This window comes from Nocardioides cavernae (assembly GCF_016907475.1).
GTDB lineage: Bacteria > Actinomycetota > Actinomycetes > Propionibacteriales > Nocardioidaceae > Nocardioides > Nocardioides cavernae.
In genome coordinates, this window is the sequence record NZ_JAFBCA010000001.1 from 1,121,218 (window position 1) to 1,146,110 (window position 24,893).

Annotated in this window: 24 protein-coding genes; 10 read left to right on the plus strand and 14 right to left on the minus strand. The window is 72.3% G+C overall.

Annotated elements, in window-relative coordinates; all coding sequences use genetic code 11:
• Nucleotides 1–123: 123 nt before the first annotated feature.
• Nucleotides 124–882, minus strand: a complete 759-nt coding sequence (locus JOD65_RS05235; RefSeq protein ID WP_307820950.1) for a DedA family protein — start codon at nt 880–882, stop codon at nt 124–126.
• A gap of 157 nt (nt 883–1,039) precedes the next feature.
• Here JOD65_RS05235 and JOD65_RS05240 point away from each other — a divergent pair, with 157 nt between their 5' ends.
• The gene (locus JOD65_RS05240) at nt 1,040–1,696 is read left to right on the plus strand and encodes a TrmH family RNA methyltransferase (protein ID WP_191195333.1); all 657 of its coding nucleotides are present in this window, start codon (nt 1,040–1,042) and stop codon (nt 1,694–1,696) included.
• Between the two features lie 75 nt (nt 1,697–1,771).
• On the opposite strand, the gene JOD65_RS05245 is transcribed toward JOD65_RS05240, so the two are convergent.
• The 3 genes from JOD65_RS05245 to JOD65_RS05255 form a co-directional block, all read right to left on the minus strand.
• Entirely contained in the window at nt 1,772–2,509 is a 738-nt protein-coding gene (locus JOD65_RS05245; RefSeq protein ID WP_191193423.1) for a septum formation family protein, read from the minus strand.
• Between the two features lie 73 nt (nt 2,510–2,582).
• Nucleotides 2,583–3,074: a SigE family RNA polymerase sigma factor gene (locus JOD65_RS05250; RefSeq protein WP_191193422.1), complete on the minus strand. Its 492-nt coding sequence runs from the start codon at nt 3,072–3,074 to the stop codon at nt 2,583–2,585.
• Nucleotides 3,071–3,994 carry a P1/P2 acidic ribosomal protein gene (locus JOD65_RS05255; protein ID WP_191193421.1) on the minus strand — a complete coding sequence of 308 codons (924 nt, stop codon included), beginning with the start codon at nt 3,992–3,994 and terminating at the stop codon, nt 3,071–3,073. The genes JOD65_RS05250 and JOD65_RS05255 overlap by 4 nt, the downstream gene beginning before the upstream one ends.
• Before the next feature lie 180 nt (nt 3,995–4,174).
• Here JOD65_RS05255 and fbaA point away from each other — a divergent pair, with 180 nt between their 5' ends.
• Entirely contained in the window at nt 4,175–5,209 is a 1,035-nt protein-coding gene (gene fbaA / locus JOD65_RS05260) for a class II fructose-bisphosphate aldolase (RefSeq protein WP_191193420.1), read from the plus strand.
• 171 nt (nt 5,210–5,380) lie between these two features.
• Here fbaA and mctP read toward each other — a convergent pair whose 3' ends face one another.
• The 3 genes from mctP to JOD65_RS05275 all read right to left on the minus strand — a co-directional run bounded on the left by mctP (nt 5,381) and on the right by JOD65_RS05275 (nt 7,897).
• Nucleotides 5,381–7,099 carry a monocarboxylate uptake permease MctP gene (gene mctP, locus JOD65_RS05265; protein WP_191193419.1) on the minus strand — a complete coding sequence of 573 codons (1,719 nt, stop codon included), beginning with the start codon at nt 7,097–7,099 and terminating at the stop codon, nt 5,381–5,383.
• Nucleotides 7,096–7,380, minus strand: a complete 285-nt coding sequence (locus tag JOD65_RS23070; RefSeq protein WP_204810961.1) for a DUF3311 domain-containing protein — start codon at nt 7,378–7,380, stop codon at nt 7,096–7,098. Before JOD65_RS23070 ends, mctP begins: the two co-directional genes overlap by 4 nt.
• A 91-nt stretch (nt 7,381–7,471) precedes the next feature.
• A complete protein-coding gene (locus JOD65_RS05275) occupies nt 7,472–7,897 on the minus strand; it encodes a DUF3151 domain-containing protein (RefSeq protein ID WP_191193418.1) in 426 nt (141 codons plus the stop codon).
• Between the two features lie 37 nt (nt 7,898–7,934).
• On the opposite strand from JOD65_RS05275, the gene JOD65_RS05280 reads away from it, so the two are divergent.
• The gene (locus tag JOD65_RS05280; RefSeq protein ID WP_191193417.1) at nt 7,935–8,399 is read left to right on the plus strand and encodes an acyl-CoA thioesterase; all 465 of its coding nucleotides are present in this window, start codon (nt 7,935–7,937) and stop codon (nt 8,397–8,399) included.
• 74 nt (nt 8,400–8,473) lie between these two features.
• On the opposite strand, the gene JOD65_RS05285 is transcribed toward JOD65_RS05280, so the two are convergent.
• Together JOD65_RS05285 and lysS are read right to left on the minus strand one after the other, a co-directional pair.
• Entirely contained in the window at nt 8,474–8,998 is a 525-nt protein-coding gene (locus JOD65_RS05285; protein WP_191193416.1) for a hypothetical protein, read from the minus strand.
• Between the two features lie 104 nt (nt 8,999–9,102).
• A complete protein-coding gene (gene lysS / locus JOD65_RS05290; protein ID WP_191193415.1) occupies nt 9,103–10,827 on the minus strand; it encodes a lysine--tRNA ligase in 1,725 nt (574 codons plus the stop codon).
• 175 nt (nt 10,828–11,002) lie between these two features.
• Here lysS and JOD65_RS05295 point away from each other — a divergent pair, with 175 nt between their 5' ends.
• Nucleotides 11,003–11,992, plus strand: coding sequence for a helix-turn-helix transcriptional regulator (locus JOD65_RS05295; protein WP_191193414.1), 990 nt, complete (start codon nt 11,003–11,005; stop codon nt 11,990–11,992).
• A gap of 29 nt (nt 11,993–12,021) precedes the next feature.
• On the opposite strand, the gene JOD65_RS05300 is transcribed toward JOD65_RS05295, so the two are convergent.
• The gene (locus JOD65_RS05300) at nt 12,022–12,936 is read right to left on the minus strand and encodes a diacylglycerol/lipid kinase family protein (protein WP_191193413.1); all 915 of its coding nucleotides are present in this window, start codon (nt 12,934–12,936) and stop codon (nt 12,022–12,024) included.
• Nucleotides 12,937–13,062: 126 nt separating this feature from the next.
• On the opposite strand from JOD65_RS05300, the gene JOD65_RS05305 reads away from it, so the two are divergent.
• The 4 genes from JOD65_RS05305 (at nt 13,063) to purB (ending at nt 17,669) form a co-directional block, all read left to right on the plus strand.
• Nucleotides 13,063–14,346 carry an adenylosuccinate synthase gene (locus JOD65_RS05305; protein ID WP_191193412.1) on the plus strand — a complete coding sequence of 428 codons (1,284 nt, stop codon included), beginning with the start codon at nt 13,063–13,065 and terminating at the stop codon, nt 14,344–14,346.
• Nucleotides 14,343–15,611 (plus strand): phosphoribosylamine--glycine ligase, encoded by a 1,269-nt coding sequence (purD, locus tag JOD65_RS05310; RefSeq protein WP_191193411.1) that lies wholly within the window; start codon nt 14,343–14,345, stop codon nt 15,609–15,611. Before JOD65_RS05305 ends, purD begins: the two co-directional genes overlap by 4 nt.
• The gene (locus JOD65_RS05315; protein ID WP_191193410.1) at nt 15,604–16,149 is read left to right on the plus strand and encodes a ribonuclease FAU-1 family protein; all 546 of its coding nucleotides are present in this window, start codon (nt 15,604–15,606) and stop codon (nt 16,147–16,149) included. The genes purD and JOD65_RS05315 overlap by 8 nt, the downstream gene beginning before the upstream one ends.
• 101 nt (nt 16,150–16,250) lie before the next feature.
• Nucleotides 16,251–17,669, plus strand: a complete 1,419-nt coding sequence (gene purB, locus JOD65_RS05320) for an adenylosuccinate lyase (protein WP_443678553.1) — start codon at nt 16,251–16,253, stop codon at nt 17,667–17,669.
• A 124-nt stretch (nt 17,670–17,793) separates the two neighbouring features.
• Here the strand turns inward: purB and JOD65_RS05325 are convergent, their stop codons facing one another.
• Entirely contained in the window at nt 17,794–19,245 is a 1,452-nt protein-coding gene (locus JOD65_RS05325; protein WP_191193408.1) for an MFS transporter, read from the minus strand.
• Nucleotides 19,246–19,310: 65 nt separating this feature from the next.
• Between JOD65_RS05325 and JOD65_RS05330 the strand changes: the two genes are divergently transcribed.
• The gene (locus JOD65_RS05330; RefSeq protein WP_191193407.1) at nt 19,311–19,580 is read left to right on the plus strand and encodes an acylphosphatase; all 270 of its coding nucleotides are present in this window, start codon (nt 19,311–19,313) and stop codon (nt 19,578–19,580) included.
• 53 nt (nt 19,581–19,633) lie between these two features.
• Nucleotides 19,634–20,512: a hypothetical protein gene (locus tag JOD65_RS05335; RefSeq protein ID WP_191193406.1), complete on the plus strand. Its 879-nt coding sequence runs from the start codon at nt 19,634–19,636 to the stop codon at nt 20,510–20,512.
• On the opposite strand, the gene JOD65_RS05340 is transcribed toward JOD65_RS05335, so the two are convergent.
• The 3 genes from JOD65_RS05340 to JOD65_RS05350 all read right to left on the minus strand — a co-directional run bounded on the left by JOD65_RS05340 (nt 20,496) and on the right by JOD65_RS05350 (nt 24,765).
• Nucleotides 20,496–21,548: a sulfotransferase family protein gene (locus tag JOD65_RS05340; RefSeq protein ID WP_191193405.1), complete on the minus strand. Its 1,053-nt coding sequence runs from the start codon at nt 21,546–21,548 to the stop codon at nt 20,496–20,498. The genes JOD65_RS05335 and JOD65_RS05340 overlap by 17 nt on opposite strands.
• Before the next feature lie 119 nt (nt 21,549–21,667).
• Nucleotides 21,668–24,508, minus strand: a complete 2,841-nt coding sequence (locus JOD65_RS05345) for a helix-turn-helix transcriptional regulator (protein ID WP_191193404.1) — start codon at nt 24,506–24,508, stop codon at nt 21,668–21,670.
• Between the two features lie 65 nt (nt 24,509–24,573).
• A complete protein-coding gene (locus tag JOD65_RS05350; protein WP_191193403.1) occupies nt 24,574–24,765 on the minus strand; it encodes a hypothetical protein in 192 nt (63 codons plus the stop codon).
• Nucleotides 24,766–24,893 lie beyond the last annotated feature (128 nt).

Consider the following 24,893-nt stretch of genomic DNA (forward strand, 5'->3'; position numbering starts at 1 on the left):
CGAACCTGTCTCACTCACCGCCGCCCGGCGCGGCGTACGCCGACACACCCCGGGCGGTGCCCCACCCACATTCCGGCGGAGCGGAAGGTGGCTCACGCACCGCTGGGGCGGAGGAGAGAACGCTCAGTCGACGTCGCGGCCCATGATGTCGCGGTCGGGCCCACCGTCCTGCGGGCCGATCTCGGCACCGGCGGCGTTGGTGCGCTTGTGGCGCCACCACTCGATGATGACCGGGACCACCGAGAACGCCAGGATCACGACGATCAGCTTGTCGATGCTCTCGCCGAGCGTCGGGAACGCGTCGCCCAGGAAGAAGCCGAGCAGGCAGATCGACGTCACCCACATCACCGCGCCGACCAGGCTCCACAGGAAGAACCGGTGCCGCTCCATCCGGGTCACCCCGGCCACCACCGTGATGTAGGTCCGCACGAACGGGACGAAGCGGCCGATGACCAGCGCCTTGTTGCCGTGGCGGTCGAAGAACGCGGTCGTCTGGTCGAAGTACTTGCGCTTGATGATGCGGCCGTCGCGCTCGTAGAGCGGCTGCCCGATCTTGCGCCCGATCTCGTAGCCGACGACGTTGCCGAGGAACGCGGCGACGATCAGCGCCGCCATCGCGATCAGCAGCTCGACGAGCGGAGGGCCGGGGAACAGGTCCAGCTGGCCCGTGGCGATGAACAGGCCGAGCGCGAACAGGAGGGTGTCGCCGGGCAGGATCGGGAAGAACAGCCCGCACTCGACGAAGACGATCAGCAGGCTGATCCAGAACAGCGCCGTGCCGAAGCGGTCGAGCAGCCAGTTGGGGTCCATCCAGTCGATGCCGAGGAGCATCGGCTGGACGCCCGAGGTCAGGATGGACTGCAGGTCCCACAACGTGCTCACGCAGGCAACCCTAACTGCGGACTCCCGGCCTCCGCGCTTCGTCGCGGCTGCCTAGGGTGCTGCCATGCAAGAGGGCGAGCAGGAGGGCGGGCAGGCGGACGAGCAGGCGGACGAGCAGGTCGACGGGCGCGGCGAGGAGCGGGCGCCGTACGACCCGATGCCGCACGGCCCGCCCGAGGTGGGGTTGGGTCCGTGGGAGGGGCCGTGGCCCGAGGGCGAGCGGTGGGACCCCGACCTGCTGCGCGAGGGTGATCGTCGCAACGTGGTGGACCGCTACCGCTACTGGACGATGGCGGCGATCGTCGCCGACCTCGACACCCGCCGGCACGGCTTCCACGTCGCGATCGAGAACTGGCAGCACGACTTCAACATCGGCACGATCGTGCGCACCGCCAACGCCTTCCTCGCGGCCGAGGTGCACATCGTCGGCAACCGCCGGTGGAACCGCCGCGGCGCGATGGTGACCGACCGCTACCAGCACGTGCGGCACCACCCCGACGCCGCCAGCCTGGCGTCGTACCTCCACGCGATCCCGGCCGCCGAGGGCGGGCCCGTGCGGCTGCTCGGCATCGACAACCTGCCGGGCTCGCTCCACCTCGAGACGATGGAGCTGCCGCGTCGCGTGTGCTTCCTCTTCGGCCAGGAGGGTCCGGGGCTGTCCGAGTCGGCACGCGAGGTCTGCGACGGCACCTTCTCGATCGCCCAGTTCGGCTCGACCCGCTCGATCAACGCCAGCTCGGCCGCGGCGATCGCGATGCACAGCTGGGTGCGCGAGCACGCCGACCTGACCGGCGACGACGCCTGGCGCGGCTGAGGCCCGCCCGCGCCCGGGGCCCCGACCGGGCCCGGGATGTCCCCACGGCACCCCGGACCCGGCTCCTCCCAAGGTCTAGCTGGTGGTCCTCGAGTAGCAGACCAGCGTGCGGTCCCCGGCCCGCCAGGCGGCCTTCGCCGGCCAGCCGAACCGGTAGGACAGCGTCGAGACGGCCTTGCGGCAGCGGTCCGCGCCGATGCGGTCGCGGGCCTTGCGTGCCGGGTAGCGCGTGACGTCGACGCGGAGCGCGGACGTGGCCCGGAACGTGTGCGGCTGCGCGCAGGTGGTGACGCGCGCGGCACGTCCGGCGAGGCACCGCGCCACGGACGCGTCGGCCCGGCCCTTGCCGATGCGCACGTCGGTGGGGAGCGGTCGGAGCTCGCGGGCGTCGCCGAGCACGAGGTCGCAGCGCACCCACCGGGCTCCGGCGGCCTGCTGCTCGGCGGTCGGGGCGAACCAGCCGATGTCGTATGCCGTCAGCCGGACGCCGCGCGCGGTCGTGCCGAGCGCGGCTCGCTGGGCCGCGAAGCAGGTCTCGAGCGCGAACCGCTCCAGCCGCCCGCTGCCGAGGTCGAGCCCGTCGGGAAGCTGCGCCACCGCGATCGTCGTCGCGGTGTGGGTGGTCGAGCAGTCGACCGGCGCCTCGTCGTACGCCGCCGCGGCCAGCTCGTCGGGACCCATGTCGTGGCACTGGCCCACGACCGGGGCCCCCACCATCGGGTCGGCGGCTCGCGCGGTCGCGGCGCCCGTCCCGACGGCAGCGGCGAGCATCCCGACGAGGACGGCGGCGCTGGGTCCGGGACGGCGTGGCATGTACGTCAACCTAGGCCTGACGAGGGGCGAGCGCCAGCGCCCGGGAGGGTGCAACCATCACCCCCCTGCCTTGCTACCGGTGCGGCGCCAGCACCGCCTCGAGGGCCGCCAGGCCGCGGCTGCTGTGGCTCTTGACGGTGCCCTCGTTGATGCCGAGCTCGGTGGCCGTCTCGCGCACCGACAGCCCGAGCCAGTGACGCAGCACGACGACCTTGCGCTGCTGCTCCGGCAACCCCTGGAGCGCGTCGAAGAGCGCCGACCGCTCCTCGACGGGCGTCGGTTGGGGCGCGCCGTGGTCGGGCAGGTCCTCGGTGGGCCGTTCGCGACGCCACGGCCGGCGGGACTCGTCGATGTTGGCGCGCACCATGATCTGCCGGCAGTAGGCCTCCTCGCCGCCCTGCTGCCGGATGCGCGGCCACGCGACGTAGAGCTTGGTGAGAGAGGTCTGGAGCAGGTCGTCGGCCTTGTGCCAGTCGCCGCACAGGGCGTACGCGATCCGGCGCAGGTGGGCCTGCCGGGCTGCGACGAACTCGCTGAAGTCCGCGTCGCGGTCGGTGCCCCTCATCGCATGCCCTCGCCCGAGGCGTACTGCTGGCGGGCCCAGCTGACGAAGGCGTCGAGCGAGCCGAAGGAACCGGGTCCGTCGATCACCTCGAGCCGCCCTGCGACCACCCGCCACGCCACGTACTCCGGTGTGCCGGCGAACTGCAGGCGCGCCACCCCGCTCCGATCGGCGCCCGTCGCGAAGGAGTCGCCGAGGTCGACGCCCTCGCGGACCTCCATCACCGCGACGTAGGGCGATGCGGACTCGAGGCTGCCCTCCGGGCCGAGGGTCAGCCACTCGTCCGGGCTGTTCCTCGGGCTCGTCCCGGAGTCCACTCCGTTGAGCTCGTCGAGGCCTCGCTGGAGGCTCACCTTGTCGGCGAGCCATCCGGGGAAGTCGCCCGTCGCGCCGTTGGTGTGCGTCGACGTGCTGGTCCCGTCCTCGGTCATCGCGACGAGCGAGTAGGTCTCGACGCCCTGGTAGATCACCCGCAGCCCGACGGAGCGTCCCTGCTCGGGTGTGTACTGCATCGGGTTCGCCACCCGCTGGAGCTCCACGTCGGTCAGGGGAGAGATCTTCACCGTCCCGTCGGGCTCGATGAGCGCCGGGTTGTCGCCGAACCGCTCCGCCACGGTCATCGTCGGCACCGACCGCGGTTGCCCGCGGTCGCGGGTGCGTTCCTTCTTCTCGTCCACCCGCTCCTCCTGCTGCGGGCGCGGGCCCTCGGACGCCACGGGCGCCGAGCCGCGCAGCGTGGACCCCGGCGCCACCGCCCACGCGGTGCCTCCGCCGATCACCACGACGGCGGCGAGGACGACCGCGGTCGCGCGCCGTCGGCGTACGGCCGTGCGTCCCGCTGCGACGTAGTGCCCCGCTGGCACGTCGTGGCCGGTGCCGAACGAGCTGTCGAGCTCGTGCTGCCAGTCGATGTCGGTGCTCATGCTGCGTTCCCCCTGCGGGTGAGTGTTCCACCCCGGGAGACGGAGCGGAGGCGGTGCCGGTTGTCACCCGCCTGCCAGTCGTCGGTCAGGTGGTGAGACGACCGGTCGGCCCGGGGCGGACTCGCGGGTAGCCACTAGGGTTGTGAGCGCCTGCCTGACCGCTTCAGAGGAGATCTCCAGATGCCCATCGCCACTCCCGAGGTGTACGCACAGATGCTGGACGCCGCGAAGGAGAAGTCCTTCGCCTACCCGGCCATCAACGTGTCGTCCTCCCAGACCCTGAACGCCGCGCTCAAGGGCTTCGCCGACGCCGGTTCCGACGGCATCATCCAGGTCTCGACCGGTGGCGCGGAGTACCTGTCCGGCCCGTCGGTGAAGGACATGGTCACCGGCTCCGTCGCGTTCGCGGCCTACGCCGCCGAGGTCGCGAAGAACTACCCGGTCAACATCGCGCTCCACACCGACCACTGCCCCAAGGACAAGCTCGACGGCTTCGTCCGCCCGCTGCTCGACATCTCCGCCGAGCGCGTGGCCCGCGGCGAGGCGCCGCTGTTCCAGTCGCACATGTGGGACGGCTCGGCCGTGCCCCTCGATGAGAACCTCCAGATCGCCGAGGACCTGCTCGCCCGGTGCGCCGCGGCCAACGTGGTCCTCGAGATCGAGGTCGGCGTCGTCGGTGGCGAGGAGGACGGCGTCGCCAACGAGATCAACGACCAGCTCTACACCACCCCCGAGGACGCCATCGCCACCATCAAGGCGCTCGGCGCCGGCGAGCGCGGTCGCTACATGACCGCCCTGACCTTCGGCAACGTGCACGGCGTCTACAAGCCGGGCAACGTCAAGCTGCGCCCCGAGATCCTCAAGTTCGCGCAGGAGGCCGCCGCCTCGGAGCTCGGCCTCGGCTCCGACGCCCGCCCCTTCGACCTCGTCTTCCACGGCGGCTCGGGCTCGACCGCGCAGGAGATCAGCGACGCCGTCGACTTCGGTGTGGTGAAGATGAACGTCGACACCGACACCCAGTACGCCTTCACCCGCCCCGTCGCGGCGCACATGTTCGCCCACTACGACGGCGTGCTGAAGGTCGACGGCGAGGTCGGCAACAAGAAGCAGTACGACCCCCGCGCCTGGGGCAAGGCCGGCGAGGCCGGCATGGCCGAGCGCATCGTCGAGGCCTGCCAGAACCTCCGGTCCGCCGGGACGTCGCTGGGCGGCTGACCTTGCTGTGAGCGGTGCCTGAGCCACCTTCCGTCCGCTCGGAATGTGGCTGGGACAACGGTCGCCCGGCGAGCCAAGCCGACACACCACGAGCGGTGCGCGAGGAGGATTCCCGTCTCCGGGAGCCCCCCTCACACACCGCTCGCGTGACGGCGGTGGTGGCGTACGCCGCTAGCGCGCCGCCGCGTTGCCCGGGATGTCGTCCGGGTCGCCGTAGGGGTCGTCGTGCGTGTGGTGCTCCGCGAGGTCCTTCTGCACGCGCGGGTCGTCGGCGTCGGCGAAGTAGTCGAACGCGATGGTCTCGTCGCGCCCGTTGGACACCTTCATCGCGTTGAGGACCGCGCTGATGACGATCGCGAGCACGACGTTGATGGTGAACGCCGTGATCGCGATGTAGCCCATCTCGCCGATGCCCGGCATCATCCCGAGCGATCCGCCGAAGTGCTTGCCGGTCACCGGGTTGATCACCTGGTAGGCCTCGACCGTGCCGTAGACCATGCCGGCCGCCCAGCCCACGAGGAGGCCGTAGCGGTGGAACCAGCGGGTGAAGAGGCTGAACACCACGGCCGGGAACGTCTGCAGGATCCAGATGCCGCCGAGGAGCTGGAAGTTGATCGCGTTCTGCTTGTCGAGCGTGAGCACGAAGATCAACGCGAATGCCTTCACCAGCAGCGACATCAGCTTGGAGACCTTGGCCTCCTGCGCCGGCGTCGCGTCCTTGTTCAGCCATTCCTTGTAGATGTTGCGGCTGAACGTGTTGGCCGCTGCGATCGACATGATCGCGGCCGGCACCAGGGCGCCGATCGCGATGGCGGCGAAGGCCACGCCGGCGAACCACGCCGGGAACATGTCCTCGAACAGCTGCGGGATCACCAGCTGCGCGTTGGGCTCGCCGTCGAGCCCGATCGGCTGCGTGCCCGCTGCGATCGCGACCCAGCCGAGCAGTGCCAGCAGGCCGAGCACGAAGGAGTACGCCGGCAGGATGGCGGCGTTGCGGCGGATCGTGTTGCGCGAGTTGGACGACAGCGAGGCCGTCACGGAGTGCGGGTACATGAACAGCGCCATCGCCGACCCGAGGGCGAGGGTGGCGTACGCCCAGTACTGGCCGGCGCCCGGGATGAAGGCCCCGTTGGGCTTGCCGGTGACCTCGTTGGTGGCCTCCATCTTGTCCTGCGCGGCGCCGAAGATCGCGTCCCAGCCGCCGACCTGGCCGGGCAGGTAGACGATCGCCACGATGATGACGAGGTAGATGAGGATGTCCTTGACGAACGCGATGACCGCCGGCGCCCGGAGGCCGCTGGAGTAGGTGTAGGCCGCGAGCAGTGCGAAGGCGATGAAGAGCGGCGCGTCCTTGGCGAGGATGCTGTCGCCGCCGCCGAGGCCGGCCACCTCGAGCACCGCCTGGATGCCGACGAGCTGCAGCGCGATGTAGGGCATGGTGGCCACGAAGCCGGTGACCGCGACGGCGAGCGACAGCCCGCGGTCGTCGTACCTGCCCCGGACGAAGTCAGCCGTCGTGACGTAGCCGTGCCGGTGGCTCACCGACCACAGCCGCGCCATGAAGATGAAGATGATCGGGTAGAGCACGATCGTGTAGGGCACGGCGAAGAAGCCCGCCACGGCGCCGGTCGTGAACATCGCCGCAGGCACCGCGACGAACGTGTAGGCCGTGTAGAGGTCGCCGCCGAGCAGGAACCAGGTGATCCACGTGCCGAACTTGCGACCGCCCAGGCCCCACTCGTCGAGGGACTCCATGGAGTCGGCGCGCATGAAGCGGCTGGCCATGAAGCCGGCCACCGTCACGATCAGGAACAGGACGATCAGCACCGCGAGCGCGACGCCGTTGACGCCACCGGTGTCGGCGGCCAGGAGGGTGACCTCGGGTGTCATCGGTCCTCACCCACCTTGTGGGAGGTCAGGCCGCGGGCCGACAGCGTGAGCCGGTAGGCCGCGAAGGTCAGGGCGGAGCAGATGAAGACCCAGAGGAACTGGTACCAGAAGAAGAAGGGGAAGCCCCACAGCTCGGGCGCTTCCTTGCTGTAGGACGGCACCCACATGAGCGCGATGATGGGGATCGCGAGCAGGACGGCGGCGAGCGCCATCTTGCCCTTGTCGGTCGGGGGGACGCCCTCTTCGGGGCGCGACTGAGGTGGTGTGTTCCCGGAATTCACCCGCGCGACCTTACTCGCGCGGTGACGACCGTCACCCCTCCTTCGGGGTGGCGCGGCCAGCGGTCGGTCTGACGCGACGAGCGGTCAGGCGTCAGCCCAGCAGCTCGTCGGCCGCGGCCGGGCTGGAGTCGCGGAGGAAGGTCGAGCACCGCTCCCACTCGTCGGTCTCGCCGATCGCCCGGGCGGCGAGGGCGAGGAGCGCGAGCGAGCGCAGGAAGCCGCGGTTGGGCTCGTGCTCCCACGGCACCGGTCCGTGGCCCTTCCAGCCGTTGCGGCGCAGCCGGTCGAGCGAGCGGTGGTAGCCGACGCGCGAGTAGGCGTAGACCGTCACGTCGTCGGCGCCCGCGTCCTGCGCCTGCTGCGCCAGGGCCGCCCAGGCGGCCGGGGAGTCCGGGTGACGGCGTACGACGGCCGCGGGGGAGTCGCCCCCGGCGAGCTCGGCGTCGGCGGGGTCGGCGGGCAGGTGGGTGGGCGGGGGACCGGCCATCAGGTCGCCGCCGTTGAAACCGGAGGTCATGGGCCAACCCTAGGCGGGGGTCGGACAGACTTCCCCCATGGGCCAGACGTTCACGACCGAGATCCAGGCGCGCTACCGCGACATCAACCTCGCCGGTCACGTGGACAACGTCGAGGCGGTCCGGGTGCTCGACGAGGCGCGCTACGAGTTCCTCCGGTTCGCCCGCCTGCCGGGCCTCCCGGCGGAGGCGACCGGGCTGCTGCACGGCACCGACCCCGGCGTGTCCGAGCTCGTTGCCTCGCAGACGATCGAGTACCACTCCGAGATGCGGTTCGTGCCCTACCAGCCGTTCCTCGCCTCGCTGTGGGTCTCACGGATCGGCCGCTCGTCCTTCACCGTCGCCGCCGAGCTCCGGGTGGAGGCGGGCGGTCGTCCGGCCGCCGTCTGGGAGTGCGTCAACGTGCTGTGGGACCACCGTGCCCAGACGGCGTGGACGATCGGCGACGCCGTGCGCGCCGACCTCGAGCGCTACCTGGGCGACCCCGTCGGCTTCCGCCGCTGACGCTGACGCCGAGGTGACGCCGGCGACCGGCAGGCCGCTCCTGAGAGCCGCCTGCCGGTGCTTGCTGTGCCGTGTCAGGTGACGTTGGCGCAGATGAGGTCGAGAGAGAGTGTGCCGGCGGTCGCCTCGTAGTTCCAGGTGGACGCCGTCGCCCCAGTGCCGCCGTCGTTGATGTCGACACCGGTGCCGTCGAACGAGCCGCTCAGCTCGGCTGCAGCACCGAGGACGCGCTTGCCGGCGGGACAGCCGTTGGTCAACCTGGCTCCGGCGCCGGAAGGGACCGAGGTGGTCGCGGTGACGACCTGGTAGCCGGAGACCCCGGGGGCGCCCGCGGCGCCGGCGGGACCGGTCGCGCCGCGGAGCGACGAGACGGCGCCCGACGAGAGGTCGTCTGTCTTGAGCGTGCCGTTCTTGATGACCTTGGACGTCAGGTTGTTCTTCTTGATGTCCTTGGTGGTCACCGTGCCGTTCTTGATGTCGTTGCCGGTGATGACGAGGGCGGCGGTGGCGCCACTGGTGGCCGAGGCGGCGACGAGCACGCTGGCGATGGCGATGGTCGGGAGGCTGCGTCGAACGGAGCCGAGTGCGTTGGTGAGCATGTCTTCCTCCGAGGGGGGTTTGGAGCCTTTTGCTGCATGGCACCACCCCCCGAGCGGAGGACAAGGAAAGGTAAAGAGATTTACCCGAATTTTCGGCACACGGCTCAGGCGCCGAGCAGCTGCCGCACCTTCGCCGGGCCGAGCGCCAGCACGAGCGTGGGCAGGCGCGGACCGCGGTCGGCGTCGACCAGCAGGTTGTAGAGCAGCCGGAAGAAGTCCTTCTGGTCCGCCTTCACCTGGTCGGTGGGGGCGTCGTCGAAGCCGAGGCCGCGCGCGACCTTGGGCACCCCGTAGACGACCGACGTGACGGCGTCGAGGTCGCCGTCGTCGGGGAGCCGATCGAGGAAGATCCGCAGCCACAGCTCCTCGTCCTCGCTGAGCGAGGACAGCCGCTCGGTGTCCGGCGCCTCGCGCACGGTGGTGCGCTCGTCGGCGGGCACGTGCTCGGCCGTCCACTGCATCGCCTTGGACAGCCGGGGCTCGAGGTCGGCGACCGAGTCGTGCGGGAAGCCCGAGGACTCGATGATCCGCGAGATGAGGTCGGCCGATCCCGCTGTCACGTCGGCGACCGACGACAGCGTCCGGAACGGGACCGGCACCGCGGGAGAGGGGAGCCGGCCGGTGGACGCCGTCTCGGAGGCGCGGTGCCAGGCGAGCGTCGCGACGTCGGACTTGGCCGGGTCGGCGGCCTTGCGGCCGAGCGCGTCCCACTCGTCGTACAACCGCACGACGGAGGCGCCGAAGTCGATGTCGAAGGCCTGCGTGGGAGCGCGGCGGACGTAGAGCCACCGCAGCATCGGCGCCTCGAGGATGCGGAGCGCGTCCGTGGCCGTCGGCACGCCGCCCGCCGACGAGGACATCTTCTGCACGCCGGCGAAGCCGACGAACGCGTAGATGACCCGGGCCGGGGCGCGCCAGTCGAAGATCGACGACACGATCTCGGTGCCGACGGTGTAGGACGAACCGGGCGTCATGTGGTCGCGACCGGCGGGCTCGAAGTTGACCTTCTCGTAGGCCCACCGCATCGGCCAGTCGACCTTCCAGACGAGCTTGCCGTCGTTGTCGGTGGACAGGTTGGTCGTGCCCTCGAATCCGCACGAGGAGCAGGTGTAGGAAAGCGTCGTGGTGGCGTCGTCGTACGCCGTCGTGGTGACGGTGTCGCGACCGCACCGGCGGCAGTAGGGGCGGTAGGGGAAGCGGGCGATCGCGTCGGCGGAGGAGGTCGCCGACGGGTCGCCCTCCTCGTCGTCCTCGTTGGCGACCGAGTCAGCGAGGTCGGCGGCCTCCTGCTCGGACGCGTCCTCGGCGGGGGCCACCTTCCTGGTGCGGTGCTTGGCGAGCACCGCCTCGATCTCGTCGCGGCGGGCGACGGACTCGAGGACCTGCTCGCGATAGGCGCCGGAGGTGTACATCTGCGTCTGGGAGATCTCCTCCATCTCCACGCCGAGCTCGCGCAGCGCGTCCTGGAGCGGAGCCTTGAAGTGGTCGGCCCAGCTGGCGTGGCACTTCCACGGGTCGGGCACGGCGGTCAGCGGGCGCCCGATGTGGTCGGCCCACTCGGCCGGCACGCCGGCCGGCACCTTGCGGAACCGGTCGAAGTCGTCCCACGAGTGGAGGTGTCGAACCGGGACGCCGCGGCGTCGCAGCTCCTCGGCCACGAAGTGCGGGGTGATGAACTCGCGCAGGTTGCCCAGGTGGATCGGCCCGCTGGGGGAGGCACCGGACGCGACGGTCACCAGGTTGCCCTCGCCCGCGTGACGTACGGCGTCGTCCGCCGCCCGCGTCACCCAGTCGACCGGATCGCCCTGCCCCTGCCGTCCTCGCGCCATGCAGGCAAGGCTAGGGGACGCCGTATGGCGCCGGAGCCGACCCCCGTGGCGGCTCCGACGCCGTGCTCCGAGGAGCGGGCCAGCCGCACACCCCCGCGGCGACCGGCGCAGACAGTATCGACTGGCCGTTCGTTGCCACGCGGATCCTGAGTGCCGGTGGCACTAAACTGCCACCATGCCCGGCGACCCGTCCTCCGTCCTCGCGGCCCTCGGCCTCGACCGGCGGACCGAACAGCTCTACTTCCGTCTGGCCCCCGTGTCCGGTCACACCGTCACCGGGGTCGCGCAGCTGGTGCGGCAGCGGCCCGACCAGCTGATGCGCAGCCTCGCCCCGCTGCTGGAGCGCGGACTGGTGGTGGTGTCCGAGGACCGGATCGTGGTCCCGGCGCTGGCCGAGGCGGTCTCCGAGCTCGTGCTGCGCCAGGCGCGGTCGGCGGCGTCGTCCGCGGCCATGCTGGCCGAGCTGTCGAGCGCGGTGCCGCACCTCGTGGCCTCGACGACGCGCCCCGACCCGCGCCACGTCACCGAGGTCCATCCCCTCGACGGCGAGCTGAGCTCGGGCGGCAACCCGCTGGAGCTCCTGCAGCTGATGCTGCGCACCAGCCGCGGCGACATGCTGTGGCTGCGCCCCGACGCGTGGGCGATGCCGCGCGAGTCGAAGGTCAGCGAGCTGGTCGCCGAGGCGATGGCGACCGGTCGACGCTCCCGAGCGATCTACCCCGCCCGGGCGCTGACCGAGGCACCCGAGGCCCTGCGCGTGCGCGCCGGGTTGGGGGAGCAGGTGCGGATCATCTCGGAGGTGCGCACCCGGATGTTCATCCTCGGCGACACCCACGCAGTGATCCCCGAGCCCATCGGCTTCACCGACGAGCCGCGGGTGCACGTGCGCCAGCGCTCGATCGTCGCGGCCCTGACGATGTGGTTCGAGTCGCTGTGGGACCGGGCCGCGCCGATGCCCGAGCCCGAGGCCGGGCGGGTGAGCCCCGACGGACGGCAGTTCCTGCTCGAGCAGCTGATGGCCGGGACGACCGACGAGGTCATCGCCCGCCAGCTGGGCATCGGCCTGCGCACCGTCCGGCGACGCATCGCGGCCCTCATGACCGAGCTTGGCGTGGACACCCGCTTCCAGGCGGGCGTGGAGGCGGCCCGGCGCGGCTGGCTCTGACCGCGGGGCAGTCCGCGGGGCAGACTCAGTCAGCGGGGCAGGATCATCTCGTACGCCGCCCGCTCGAGGCGCCAGCTGCGGCTGCGCTCGGGCCCGGAGATCTCGCCGTCGGCCGACAGCCAGAACTCGTCGCCGCTCACCTTCACCGACGTACCGCGCAGGGTGACGACGTCGTCGCGCTGGTCGTGCTCGCCCTTGCGCAGGCGCATGACGTAGCCGAGCTTGGCGGCCGGCTTCACCGCACGGCTGATCATCACGTCGAGCAGCCCGTCCTCGGTGTCGGCGTCGGGGTTGAGCTCGGTGCCGCCGCCGACGTTGCCGCCGTTGCCGATGGCCACCATCAGCACCGGCCGGTCGACGTCGTTGACGACCCCGCCGTCGAGCTCGACGCGCAGGCGCCAGCTGGGCGGGTGGAAGGCGGACAGGACGGCGCCGATGGGGTAGCCGAGCTTGCCGAGGTTGACCTTGCCGACGCCGACGGCGCCCAGCCGGGTCTTCCACTTCGCGCCCTTGCGGCTGGCCTGCGCTCCGACACCGACGTGCACGTTGTTGACCACGACGTTGCCGGTCTCGTCGACGATGAGGTCGACCTTGCGGGGCTCGCCCGACAGCACGAGCCGGGCCGCGTCCTCGACCTCGAGCGGGATGTCGTTGCCGCGAGCGAAGTCGTTGCCGGTGCCCATCGGCAGCAGGGCGAGGGTCGTCTGGTCGAGCTCGCGGCGCTTGTGCAGCGCGGTCACGACCGCGTGCAGGCTGCCGTCGCCTCCGGCCACCACGACCGTACGGCCGCCGGCGCGGTGGAGCACGCCGTCGAGCTCGCCGGGGTTGGAGGTCTTGGCGACCTCGACGGAGGCCTTCTCGCGGAGGACGACGAGGGCCTCGGCGAGCCGCTCCTCGTCGGAGGTGCCGGCGTCGGCGTTGGTGATGACCAGCAGGGAGCGCACGTCCGGACCCTAGCCGACCCCTGTGCGATAGCGTGGCGTCGCAAGAGCCCCGGTGCCTTGTGCCGGGGCCCTTCGCATTTTTCCCGCACCGACCGTTTTCTGCCGAATGACAGAGGGAGGGCTGAGATGCCCGCGATCGTCGTGCTCGGCGCCCAGTGGGGCGACGAGGGCAAGGGCAAGGCCACCGACCTGCTGGCCACCACGGACCCGATCGACTTCGTGGTCCGCACCAGTGGTGGCCACAACGCCGGCCACACCATCGTGATCGACGGTGAGAAGTACGCCACCCACCTGCTGCCGAGCGGCATCCTCACACCGGGGGCCACCTCGGTGATCGCCAACGGCGTGGTGGTCTCCCCGGAGGCGCTGTTCCGTGAGCTCGACGGGCTCCTCGCCCGCGGGGTGGAGGTGGCCGACCTGAAGGTGAGCGCCAACGCCCACGTCATCGCGAGCTACCACGCCACCATCGACAAGGTCACCGAGCGCTTCCTCGGCAAGAACCAGATCGGCACCACGGGCCGCGGCATCGGCCCGGCCTACGCCGACAAGATCAACCGCGTCGGCGTCCGGATCGCCGACCTCTTCGACGAGAAGATCCTGCGCGAGAAGATCGACGCCGCGCTCGACGTGCGCAACCACCTGCTCACCAAGGTCTACAACCGGCGCGCCATCGAGGTCGACGCGGTCGTCGAGGAGCTGCTGTCGTACGCCGACCGGCTCGAGCCGATGGTGTGCGACACCTCGCTGCTGCTCAACCAGGCGCTCGACGCCGGCCAGACGGTGCTGTTCGAGGGCGCCCAGGCCACGATGCTCGACGTCGACCACGGCACGTACCCGTTCGTCACGTCCTCCAACCCGGTCGCCGGCGGTGTGTGCGTGGGCGCGGGCATCGGCCCCACCCGCGTCGACCGGGTGATCGGCGTGATCAAGGCCTACACGACCCGTGTGGGCTCCGGGCCGTTCCCGACCGAGCTCTTCGACGAGGACGGGATCCAGCTCCAGACCCTCGGTGGCGAGATCGGCGTCTCCACCGGACGCACCCGCCGCTGCGGCTGGTACGACGCCGTCGTCGCGCGCTACGCCAGCCGGGTCAACGGCCTCACCGAGTTCTTCCTCACCAAGCTCGACATCCTCGGCTCCTGGGACCGGATCCCGGTCTGCGTGGCCTACGAGATCGACGGGCAGCGGGTCGAGGAGATGCCGATGACGCAGACCGAGTTCCACCACGCGAAGCCGGTCTACGAGTACTTCGACGGCTGGAACAGCGACATCTCGGGCTGCCGCTCCTTCGAGGAGCTCCCCAAGAACGCGCAGATCTACGTGCAGGCGCTCGAGGAGATGTCGGGCGCGAAGATCTGGGGCGTCGGGGTCGGACCGGGGCGCGAGCAGACCGTGGTGGTGCACGGGTGAGGACCCTCGTCGTCGGGACCGGCGGCCGCGAGCACGCTCTCGTCCTCGCCCTCGCCGCCGACCCGACGGTGACCGAGGTGCACGCCGCGCCCGGCAACCCCGGCATCGGCGAGGTCGCCACCCTGCACCCGGTCGACCCGATGGACGGTCCGGCCGTCGCCGCGCTCGCCACGTCGATCGGGGCGGACCTGGTGGTCATCGGCCCCGAGGCCCCGCTCGTCGCCGGTGTCGCCGACGACGTGCGCGCGGCCGGGGTCGCGGTGTTCGGTCCCTCCCGTGACGCGGCCCGGCTCGAGGGGTCCAAGGCCTTCTCCAAGGAGGTCATGGCCGCCGCCGGCGTGCCGACCGCCGGCTCCCACACCTGCACGACGCCCGACGAGGTCGCCGCGGCGCTCGACGCGTTCGGGGCGCCCTACGTCGTCAAGGACGACGCGCTCGCCGCGGGCAAGGGCGTCGTCGTCACCACCGACCGCGACGAGGCGCTGGCCCACGCGGCCGGGTGCGGCCGGGTCGTGGTCGAGGAGTTCCTCGACGGACCGGAGTTCTCCCTCTTCGTCGTCTGCGACGGCACCGTCGGGCGACCGCTGCTGCCGGCGCAGGACTTCAAGCGCATCTTCGACGGCGGCCGCGGGCCCAACACGGGCGGCATGGGCTCCTACGCCCCGCTCACCTGGCTGCCCGACGGCATCGTCGACACCGTGGTGGCCGAGGTCGTCGCGCCGACGCTGGCCGAGATGGAGCGGCGCGGTGCGCCGTTCGTCGGCTGCCTCTACGTCGGGCTCGCCCTGACCGCGGCCGGCCCGAAGGTCATCGAGTTCAACTGCCGCTTCGGTGACCCCGACGTGCAGCCGGTGCTCGCCCTGCTGACCTCCCCGCTCGGCACCCTGCTGCGCGCGGCCGCCGACGGCGACCTCGCGGCCGTCCCGGCGCCGACCTTCGCCGACGGGGCGTCGGTCTCGGTGGTGATGGCCAGCGCGGGTTACCCCGAGGGATCCAGCACGGGCGACGTGATCGTCGGCACCGAGACCCTGGCCGTCGAGGACGACGTCGACGTGGTCCACGCCGGCACCGCGCGGACCGACGCCGGGCTGGTGACCGCCGGCGGCCGGGTGCTCGCCGTCCGGGCGACCGGGTCGGACGTCGCCGACGCCCGCGCCAAGGCGTACGAGGGCATCTCGAGCATCAGCTTCCCGGGCGCGCAGTGGCGCCGCGACATCGCCGCCGAGCCGCTCGGCGTCGTCGAGGGCGCCGCGTCCCGTGGCTGAGCCGTTCGCGGGCGGGTCGGACGTGCGCGTCCGTGAGGTGCTGCACGGCGCCGAGTGGGCGTCGTGGGACGAGCGCGTCGTCGGCGACGACGGGACGGTGCTCGCCACGGTGAAGGCCGACGGCACCCCGATGGTCTTCCCGCCGCACCCGGTGCCGCACCCGTGGGGGCACCTCGAGGCCTGGACCGGCACGACGGTGCTCAAGCTGCGCCGGAGCGGCGACTGGTACTCGGTGTGGAAGTTCTTCGACGCCTCCGGCCTGCTCTCCTGGTACGTCAACTTCGAGACGCCCGTCGTGCGCACCGCCGACGGCGTCGACGTCAACGACCTCCAGCTCGACATCGTGATCGCCCCGGATGGCGCGTGGCGGTGGAAGGACGTGCAGGACCTCGCCCCCAGCCTGGCGTCCGGGCGCATCACCCACGACGAGCTGCTGGCGACGCTCGCCGCCGCCGCCGAGGTCGCGGACCTGCTCGATCGCGGCGACCGCTGGTGGTCCGCGTGGGACGGCTGGGTCCCCTCCGACAGCCCCGGCTGACCCGTCGTACGACGTCATGGTGCCCGCCTGTCAGGACGACCGCTTCTCATGACGTCCCGCGCGGTCACGTCGCGCGCCCGCGGATGGGAGGATGGGTGCCCGTGAGCGTCCCCAACGTCCTGGCCACCCGTTATGCCGGTGCCGATCTCGCCGAGATCTGGTCGCCCGAGCACAAGATCGTCCTCGAGCGGCAGCTCTGGATCGCGGTGCTCAGGGCTCAACGCGACCTGGGCATCGCGGTGCCCGAGGGCGTCGTCGAGGCCTACGAGGCGGTCGTCGACCAGGTCGACCTCGACTCGATCGCCGCGCGTGAGCGGGTCACCCGCCACGACGTCAAGGCGCGCATCGAGGAGTTCTCCGCGCTCGCCGGGCACGAGCACATCCACAAGGGCATGACCTCGCGAGACCTCACCGAGAACGTCGAGCAGCTGCAGCTGCGCCGCTCGCTCGAGGTGGTGCGCGACCGCGCCGTCGCCACCCTGGTCCGCCTGGGCCGGCTCGCCGCCGAGCACGAGGCCACCGTGATGGCCGGCCGCTCGCACAACGTGGCCGCGCAGGCGACGACGCTCGGCAAGCGCTTCGCGACGATCGCCGACGAGATGCTGATCGCCGTCCAGCGGATCGAGGAGCTGCTCGCGCGCTACCCGCTGCGCGGCATCAAGGGGCCGATGGGCACCTCGCAGGACATGCTCGACCTGCTCGACGGCGACGCCTCGCGCCTCGATGAGCTCGAGGAGCGGGTCGCCCGCCACCTGGGCTTCGAGCGGGTGCTGACGAGCGTGGGCCAGGTCTACCCCCGCTCGCTCGACTTCGAGGTCGTCTCCGCGCTGGTGCAGCTGGTCAGCGGCCCGTCCAACCTCGCCACCACGGTGCGGCTGATGGCCGGCCACGAGCTGGTGACGGAGGGGTTCAAGGAGGGGCAGGTCGGCTCGTCCGCGATGCCGCACAAGATGAACACCCGTTCGTGCGAGCGGGTCAACGGCCTCGCCGTCATCATCCGCGGCCACCTCTCGATGGTCAGCGAGCTCGCCGGCGACCAGTGGAACGAGGGCGACGTCTCCTGCTCCGTCGTACGTCGCGTCGCGCTGCCCGACGCGTTCTTCGCCACCGACGGGCTCTTCCAGACCTTCCTCACCGTGCTCGACGAGTTCGGTGCGTTCCCGGCGGTTATCCAGCGCGAGCTCGACCGCTACCTGCCCTTCCTCACCACGACCAAGGTGCTGATGGCGGCGGTCCGCAACGGGGTCGGCCGCGAGGCCGCGCACGAGGCGATCAAGGAGGCCGCCGTCGGCACCGCGCTCGCGATGCGCGCCGGCCAGGCCGACAACGACGTGTTCGCCAAGCTCGCCGCCGACGAGCGGCTGGGCCTGACGCGCGAGCAGATCGACGCGCTCGTCGCCGACCCGATCGAGTTCACCGGTGCGGCCGTGGCCCAGACCCGCGCGGTCGTCGCCCGGGTCGAGGCCCTCGCGGCCGCCCACCCCGGCGCAGCGGCGTACGTGCCGGGCGCGATCCTCTGACCGGGCCGCGACCTCCGTCTCCCCGGGGGTTGTCAGGCTCTCGCTGAACGTGTCAGGCCGTGCACGGGCCGACAAGTTCAGCGATCCCGGTCAGCCGGGGATCACTGGAGCGGCGAACGGCACCTCAGTCACCGAGCCGCCAGGATCGTACGGCGGCGGCGAAGGCGAGCGTCAGGACGGCGAGGGCCGCGAGCAGGGCCGCCCGGGCCGCCACGGGGGCTGAGGTCACCGTGCCGACGGCCTGGTAGACGGTCATCAGCAGCGCGGCGCCGAGGGCGGAGCCGATCCGCTGGCCGGTCTGGAGGGCGCCGCCCGCCGCGCCGCCCATCGTGGGCGGCACCTCGGCGAGGGTGAGGGTGAAGTTGGGGGAGATGACCCCGCCGCCGCCGACGCCGGCGAGGAACATCGCGGGCGCGAGGGTCCACCACAGGGTGTCGGTCGGCGAGGTCACCAGCCACGCGGCGAGCGCGGTGCCGGTCATCATCACCCCGAGCGCGACCAGGGTCACCCGTCGGCCGAGGGTGCCGACGAGCCGCCCGGCGAGCGGCGAGGTGGTGGCGGCGCCGACGGCGAACGGCGTCATCAGCAGGGCGGCCTGCAGCGGCGAGAACCCCTCGCCCTCCTGCAGGTGCACCGACAGCACGAGGAAGATCCCGGTGAAGCCGGTGAAGTAGAGGGTGCCGACGAGCAGGCCGTTGGCGTAGCCGGGCAGGCCGCGCAGCAGCGACACGTCGAGCAGCGGCGGTCGGCCCAGCCGGACGGTGCGCGCCTCCCAGCGCACGAACCCCCACGCCAGCAGCGGGAAGGCCACCAGCACCACCAGCGGCAGGCCGGCCCCGCCCTCGAGGCTGATCAGCGGGAACAGCACCGCCAGCACGGCGAGGCCCAGCAGCACCGCGCCGACGAGGTCGATGCGGGGGTCCTTCGGCGCGCCCTCCGGCCCGGCGCCGACGTGGTTGTCGGGCACCAGCCGACGGATCAGCACCAGGGCCACGAGGCCGATGGGCACGTTGATGAGGAAGAGGGAACGCCAGCCGTTCTCCTCGCCGAGCACGCCGATCAACAGGCCGCCGATGAGCGGCCCGGTGGCCGACGCGACGGCGACGGTGAAGCCGAACATCCCGAAGGCGCGGCCGCGCTCGGCGCCGCGGAAGAGCTGCTGGATGAGGCCGGAGTTCTGCGGGGTGAGCAGGCCCGCGCTGGCGCCCTGCGCGAGGCGGGCGAGCACGATGGCCGCCGCGTTGGGGGCCAGGCCCACGGCGGCGCTCGAGACGATGAAGCCGATGAGCCCGATCGTCATCATCCGGCGCCGGCCGTGCGCGTCGCCGAGCCGGCCGCCGGCGACGAGGGTCATGCCGAAGGCGAGCGCGTAGCCGGACACCACCCACTGGATGGTCGCGGCCGACGTGTCGAGCCCGGCCCGGATGGACGGCACGGCGACGTTGACGATGGTGACGTCGAGCAGCGACATGAAGCCGACGACGAGGGACACGGCGAGCACCCGCCAGCGGCGGGGGTCGGGCTCGTACGCGGCCTCGTCGCCGCTCGTGCGCTCGGCCTGCTCGTCCTGGGTCATCCGCGCCAGCCTCTCACCCGGTGCCAGCACCGAGGACCGCCCTACGGGAGGGGCAGGATGGGTCCATGAAGGCGATCCAGGCGCGGGTGACCGGTCAGGTGCAGGGCGTGGCGTTCCGGTGGCACACCCAGGAGCAGGCCCAGCGGCTCGGCGTCGTCGGGTGGGTGCGCAACGAGGTCGACGGCAGCGTCCTGGTGCACGCCGAGGGGGAGGACGACGCCGTCGACGCGCTCGTGGAGTGGTGCCGCCACGGACCGCCGTCCGCGCGGGTGCGCGACCTCGCCGCCCGCGCTGCGGCGCCGAGCGGGGCCTCCTCCTTCGAGGTCACCGGCTGACCGCGCCGGCCGCGTTCTCGAACTGTAGTGATCTTGTCGACTATCGTGGGGGAATGACGACCGTGACAGCAGCACCGCCGACCTACGACGACGTCCAGGTCGTGGTGCCCGCCCCGGGTCCCGGCGCCGGCAACTGGGCCGGGGCCGCGAGCGCCGTCCTCGTCGACGGAGTGTTCTGGCTGACCTGGCGGGTCCGCCGGCCGCTGACCGACGGACGGGGCGTGTCGGTGGTGGTCGCCCGCTCCGACGACGGCGTCACCTTCGAGCCGGTCACCGAGGTGGCGCGCGAGGCGTTCGGCGCCGAGTCCTTCGAGCGGCCCGTGCTCGTGCCGCTCCGTGAGGGCGGGTGGCGGCTCTACCTGTCCTGCGCGACCCCCGGCTCCAAGCACTGGTGGGTGGACAGCCTGACCGCCGACACGGTCGAGGGCCTGCCCGGCGGCGTACGACGCCGTGTCCACGAGGGCGACCGCGACACCGGCGTCAAGGACCCGGTGATCACGGTGGGCGAGGACGGCTACGAGATGTGGCTGTGCTGCCACCCCCTCGACGAGCCCGGTCACGAGGACCGGATGACCACGCGGCGGCTCACCAGCGCCGACGGCCTGGAGTGGGACGACCACGGCGAGGTGCTCGCCGGCCGCGAGGGCCAGTGGGACGCCCGCGGCGCGCGGGTCAGCGCGGTGCTGCCCGACGGCACGGTGCTGTACGACGGCCGGCCGGACGCCGAGTCCAACTGGTTCGAGACCACCGGGGTGGCGACCTGGGACGGCACGGTCCTGACCCGCGCCGCACAGCCGCCGATCGCCTCCCCGCACGCCGATGGCGCCTTCCGCTACGCCACTGCCGTGCCCCTGCCGGACGGCCGGGTGCGCTACTACGTCGAGGCCGCGCGTCCCGACGGCGCGCACGACCTCGTCACCTGCGTGCGCTGACCCCGCGGGGCGCCGCCCCGTTCACGTTCTCGGCGTGGCGCACCGGGTCGGCGTCGCGGTCCACGAGGCGGGTCACCGTCGCGGAGCGCTGGGCGAACGAGCCGCGGCTCTCCGGGTTGAGCCAGTCGCCGAAGTCCTGCCCGGTGAGCTCGCCGAGCAGCCGGACGTCGTCGGCGTAGCTCTCGATCAGACGCTGCCGGCTGATCGCGTCGAGGCGGGGACGGTGCGCGTCCCGGTGGTCGCCCAGCAGGCCGAGCGACAGCGGGTGGACCGCCCGCCACACCTGCGGAGGCGCGAACTGACCAAGCCGCGCGCCGCCGCGCACGACCGGCCCGAACAGCCGCGGCCGCCAGCCCGGCGGGACGAAGCTGCGCGAGTTGTCGCGCGGGATCGAGTCGACCTGGCCCTCCCGGATCCCGAGGAACCGGCTCACCCGGTCGACCGTCGCGCCGGGCGCGTCGACGAGGTCGCGGTAGCGGATGACGAGGATGCGCTCGGGGTCGACGTAGCGGTGCAGGTGCGCCAGCTGCTCGCCGTACCTCCCGAGCTCGCGGTAGCGCCAGAAGGGCGCCCAGCCGGCGCGGACCCGCTCGTCCTCGCGACCGAACGCCGACACGAAGTCCGCCTCCGGCTCGAGGCCGTCTGACCACAGGTGCATCCAGTTGCTGTAGGCGCGGTCCACCGGGTCGCGGACCACGGCGACGAGACGTACGTCGGGCAGGTCCTCGGCGATGCGGCGGTGGGCGCCGCGGCTCCACAGGTAGAACGGCGTGCTCTCGCCGCGCGCCTGGTGCTGCGCCGCCGGGGCGAAGAGCGGGAAGTAGCGGTCGGCGCGCCAGATCCACTCCTGCTGGGAGTGCTTGTCGCCCGGCCCCCGCCAGGCCGGCGGCGGCGCGCCGTCGCACAGCCAGTACTTCGGTTCCTTCGGGTCCGACACGAAGACGTCCGGGTGCTGCGCGAGTGCGGCGTGGAGCGCCGTCGTGCCGGCCTTGGGGGCGCCGATCACGAGGAAGTCGGGGCGTGGTGCTCGGGGCACGTTCCCTCCCGGGGGTGAGGTGCTGTCATTAGTAGACTAAGTCACTAGACAATGCTCCGCCAGACCCTTCCGGGAGTGTCTGGACAACCCATCGGCCGCACCGGACCGGTGGCCCGCCGTCAGCCGAGCAGCCCCTGCCGACGCGCCGTCGCCGCGGCCTCCGTGCGGTTGGCCGCCCCGAGCTTCGCGAGGATGTGCGAGACGTGGACGCTCGCCGTCTTGGGCGACATGAAGAGCGTCGTGCCGATCTGCCCGTTGGTCATCCCCTCGGCCACCAGTCGCAGCACCTCGACCTCGCGCTCGGTCAGCACGCCGTCCGTACGACGCTCTCGCGGGCCGATCGCCCACCTCTCCGCCAGCGCGTCGGCGCGCGCCAGCAGGGGCGCGGCCTCCAGCCGCTCGGCGACCTCTCGGCCGGCCGCCAGGTGGCGCCGGGCCGCATCGCGGTCGCCGTGGACCGCCTCCTGCTCCGCCAGCGACAGGTGCGTGACTGCGACGTCGGGGACGTGCCCGATCCGTTCCCAGCCCGCCAGGGCCTCCCGCAGCGCCGGGCGGGCGTCGCGGCCGTGGAAGCGGTCGAGCTGGGCGGCGAGGTCGAGGGGCCAGACCTCACCGAGCCGACCGTAGCGGCGGCACCGCTCCACCGCCGCGGCAATCTCGTCCATGTGGACGGATGCCTCGTCGCGGTCGTCCCGGTCCGGGTTGTTGGTCGCCGCATCGGCCTCTGCACGGGCCGCGTCGCGGAGTACGCACCAGAGACAGTCGTCGGCCACGAAGGACCCGTCGTCGGCCCACAATGCGCGGTACTCGGACCGTGCTGCCGCCAGGTCGCCGCTGGCGGCGCTGGCAGCGGCAACCAGGTGGCGCACGATGACCGGGTGGGCACCGCTGGGGACCACCTCCCTGCTGAGCGACGTCCATCGGCTCGCGTCCGTGGCGCCCCGCTGGGCCACGTCGAGGAGCGCCAAGCGCGCGTTGCTGGTGCGGAGGTCGTCCTCCCACCACGGCGCCGACTCCTCGAGGAGCTGCCGGGCTCGGGCCCAGTCGCCGGTGCAGGTCAGGCTGAAGGCATGGTTCTCGACCAGGTGCTCCCAGAGGCCGACGGAGAGCTCGGGGTGGCGGAGCTGCGCGAGCGCCGCCTCGCCGATCTCCTGCGCCCTGCGGTGCTCGCCACACACGCTCCGGCACCACACGACGTTGCCGTCGGCGAACAGCACGTAATGGCCGGGGAGGTCGCGCAGTTGTGCCAGCTGTTCCTCGAGGTAGTCGGCGGCGCCGTGGGGGTCGCCCCGGAACTGACGCGAGTGGGAGCGCAGCACCACGTGCTCCACGCGACCGCGTGGCGACGCGAGCTCGGCGGCGATGTCGGCAGCCGCGTCCATGCCGGTGACTGAGCGCTCGTCGCTTGCTGGCAGGCGCAATGCGAGGCTGAGCGCCAACAGCGAGAAGAGATCGCGCGGGCCGGAGAAGAGGTCGAACCTGTCGAACAGGTCCTGTGTCATCTCGCGAAAGCGGGGATCGATGTCGCCCTTGGCCTCGCCGGTGATCGCGCGGATGACGGCGAGAGTCGCACGCTCCGACTCGTCCAGCAGGTGAACTGGCACCGCATCCAGAACTGCGAGGAAGCTGGCCATTCCCGTCGACTGCGCGGCGAGCACGGACTGCGCCACGACTTCGCGCAGCGTGAGCCCGGCGACGGCTTCCGGGTCTCGGAGCGAGGCCCACGCCGACAGCACCCGCCTCCACAACAGCGTCTCGCGGTGCGGGTCGGCGATCCGCTCCGCCGAGGGGAGTGCGGCCACTGCGGCCGCCAGCGAACGGCGTACGTCCCGCGCCTGGTGCCAGTGCTCCGCGACGGCCAGCAGCGCCGGGTCGCCCGCCAGCACGCCCGGGTTGTCCTCCAGCACCTCGGCCCACCGACGGTGCCACGCGCGCCGCGCGCCCGGTCCGGTCTCCCGGCTCGTCGCCTCGCGCAGCAGCGCGTGCCGGAACCCCACTGCGTCGTGCTCGTGGTCGGTCGTGAGGATCCCGGCGCGCAGCGCCTCGACCAGCGCCGTGTCGAGCTCCTCGGGCGTGACGTCGAGGACCTGCTCGAGCAGGCTGATCCGCAGGTGGCCGTCGCCGACCGCCGCGGCCTCCACCAGCCGCCGCGTCTCGGGGGTGAGGGTGCCCAGCCGTCCGGCCGCGACCGCCGCCGCGGTGGTCAGCTCCGGCCGCCCGGCAGCGGCCACCAGCTCCTCCACCACGAAGGGGATGCCGTCACTGAGCCGCTCGACGCGGCTGGCGACCTCGGCCGACGGTCGCGATCCGAGCAGGTCCCGGAGCTGGCGCTGGACCGCGTCCGAGCCCAGGCGCGACAGCGGCAGCACCTCACACCCGGGAGTCCTCGCCAGCCCGGCGACGTACGACGTCAGGGCGGCCTCGGCGGCCGGCGTGCGCTCGGGGTCGTCGGTGCGCACTGTGGCCACGATCAGCAGACCTGCCGGCAGGGTCCGCGCCGCGAGCCCGACCAGGTCCCGCGTCGCCGAGTCGGCCCAGTGCAGGTCTTCGACGACCCACACGACCAACCGTTCGCAGGCCAGCCGCTCGAGCAGGTCGAGAAAGGTCGAGAGCAGCTGCACCCGCTCGACCTGCAGCCGCGGGGCTGCGCCGGGGAGCAGGGGTGCGAGCGCGTCCCGCTCGGCCGGCAGCAGCACGTCGACGCCGGCGACCCGCACGAGGTCACGCAGCGTGTCGGCGACGACGCCGAACGGGATCTCGCCCGTCGTCATGTCTGCGGCGTGCCCGGTCAGCACGAGCGCGTCGCCGAGGCTCCCCACGGCCTCGGCGACGAGTCGGCTCTTCCCGATGCCAGCCTCGCCGGTGACGAGCAGGCAGCGGCTGGTGCCGCCGCGGGCGTTCACGACAGCCCCGGCGATCCGGTCCAGCTCGGCCTCGCGGCCGACGAGCCTCCCGACCATCTGCCGATGGTCGCAGGCGACGAGGCCGTTGACCACGGGTGGACGTTCGGCACGTGCGACCGGCATCAGTGGGCCGGGCGGGGCGCCGGGAGCCAGCGGCTCCACCCGTTGCGGCGCCGCGACGGGACCTCGGTGACGACCGGCTCGACGGGCTGGCGGGTACGACGTGCGGTTCGGGCCGCGGCGACCTCGCGGGCGACGTCGGCGCGGTGGAAGGTGGCGATGCGGGCTGTGGCGTCGATGGCTGAGTTGTTCATGGTGGGCTCCTGGCTGGGGTGCTGGTGGATGCCTCCACGCTCCGGCTAAGGCCCCCTGCCCCACATCGGGCAGACGCCCTATCTCCAGCGGCCGGCGGCGCCCGAGGTGCCTCAGGCCCGGCCGGCGT

Coding starts and splice junctions, on each gene's coding strand:
- JOD65_RS05245 (WP_191193423.1), bottom strand. CDS start 2,509: ATGCCACGCCGTCCCGGACCCAGCGCCGCCGTCCTCGTCGGGATGCTC.
- JOD65_RS05330 (WP_191193407.1), top strand. CDS start 19,311: ATGAAGGCGATCCAGGCGCGGGTGACCGGTCAGGTGCAGGGCGTGGCG.
- JOD65_RS05295 (WP_191193414.1), top strand. CDS start 11,003: ATGCCCGGCGACCCGTCCTCCGTCCTCGCGGCCCTCGGCCTCGACCGG.
- fbaA (WP_191193420.1), top strand. CDS start 4,175: ATGCCCATCGCCACTCCCGAGGTGTACGCACAGATGCTGGACGCCGCG.
- JOD65_RS05255 (WP_191193421.1), bottom strand. CDS start 3,994: ATGAGCACCGACATCGACTGGCAGCACGAGCTCGACAGCTCGTTCGGC.
- JOD65_RS05240 (WP_191195333.1), top strand. CDS start 1,040: ATGCCGCACGGCCCGCCCGAGGTGGGGTTGGGTCCGTGGGAGGGGCCG.
- JOD65_RS05350 (WP_191193403.1), bottom strand. CDS start 24,765: ATGAACAACTCAGCCATCGACGCCACAGCCCGCATCGCCACCTTCCAC.
- JOD65_RS05280 (WP_191193417.1), top strand. CDS start 7,935: ATGGGCCAGACGTTCACGACCGAGATCCAGGCGCGCTACCGCGACATC.
- mctP (WP_191193419.1), bottom strand. CDS start 7,099: ATGACACCCGAGGTCACCCTCCTGGCCGCCGACACCGGTGGCGTCAAC.
- lysS (WP_191193415.1), bottom strand. CDS start 10,827: ATGGCGCGAGGACGGCAGGGGCAGGGCGATCCGGTCGACTGGGTGACG.
- JOD65_RS05275 (WP_191193418.1), bottom strand. CDS start 7,897: ATGACCTCCGGTTTCAACGGCGGCGACCTGATGGCCGGTCCCCCGCCC.
- JOD65_RS05345 (WP_191193404.1), bottom strand. CDS start 24,508: ATGGTCGGGAGGCTCGTCGGCCGCGAGGCCGAGCTGGACCGGATCGCC.
- JOD65_RS05305 (WP_191193412.1), top strand. CDS start 13,063: ATGCCCGCGATCGTCGTGCTCGGCGCCCAGTGGGGCGACGAGGGCAAG.
- JOD65_RS05250 (WP_191193422.1), bottom strand. CDS start 3,074: ATGAGGGGCACCGACCGCGACGCGGACTTCAGCGAGTTCGTCGCAGCC.
- JOD65_RS05335 (WP_191193406.1), top strand. CDS start 19,634: ATGACGACCGTGACAGCAGCACCGCCGACCTACGACGACGTCCAGGTC.
- JOD65_RS05325 (WP_191193408.1), bottom strand. CDS start 19,245: ATGACCCAGGACGAGCAGGCCGAGCGCACGAGCGGCGACGAGGCCGCG.
- JOD65_RS05285 (WP_191193416.1), bottom strand. CDS start 8,998: ATGCTCACCAACGCACTCGGCTCCGTTCGACGCAGCCTCCCGACCATC.